At 66.9% G+C, this 514-nt stretch carries 1 protein-coding gene; it reads left to right on the forward strand.

Going from position 1 to position 514, the window contains the following annotated elements:
- On the forward strand, nt 1-461 hold a 461-nt coding region (pdxH, locus tag AACY08_RS28745), incomplete at its 5' end, for a pyridoxamine 5'-phosphate oxidase (protein ID WP_339472478.1).
- Nucleotides 462-514: the final 53 nt, after the last annotated feature.

Here is a 514-nt window from a genome sequence, read left to right on the forward strand (position 1 = left end):
TGCGGATGGTGCTGCTGAAGGGCCGCAGCCCCGAGGGTTTCGTATTCTACACCAACCGCGAGAGCCGCAAGGCGGGCGATCTCGCCGCCAATCCGCACGCCGCCTTGCTGTTCCATTGGAAGTCGCAGCGCCAGCAAATCCGTATCGAAGGCGCGATCAGCCGCGTTACCGATGCCGAATCCGATGCCTATTTCGCCTCCCGCGGGCGCGACTCGCAGCTTGGTGCCTGGGCCTCGGACCAGTCGCGCCCGCTGGCCGACCGCGCCATCTTCGAGGCGCGTTTCGCCGAGTTCCAGGCCAAGTTTGAAGGGCAGGACGTGCCGCGCCCGCCGCATTGGGGCGGCTATCGCGTAACCCCGGATACGATCGAATTCTGGCAGGACCGCGCGCATCGGCTGCACGAACGCCGCGTCTTCACCCGCACCGCCGAGGGCTGGACCGAGGGGCTGCTTTACCCATGACCGAAGACCAACGCCGCGCCATTCCGTTCGCTGTTCGCGCTGCGATCGCCAGC

It is taken from the genome of Pseudomonas sp. EL_65y_Pfl1_R83 (assembly GCF_963970695.1).
GTDB lineage: Bacteria > Pseudomonadota > Gammaproteobacteria > Pseudomonadales > Pseudomonadaceae > Aquipseudomonas > Aquipseudomonas tritici.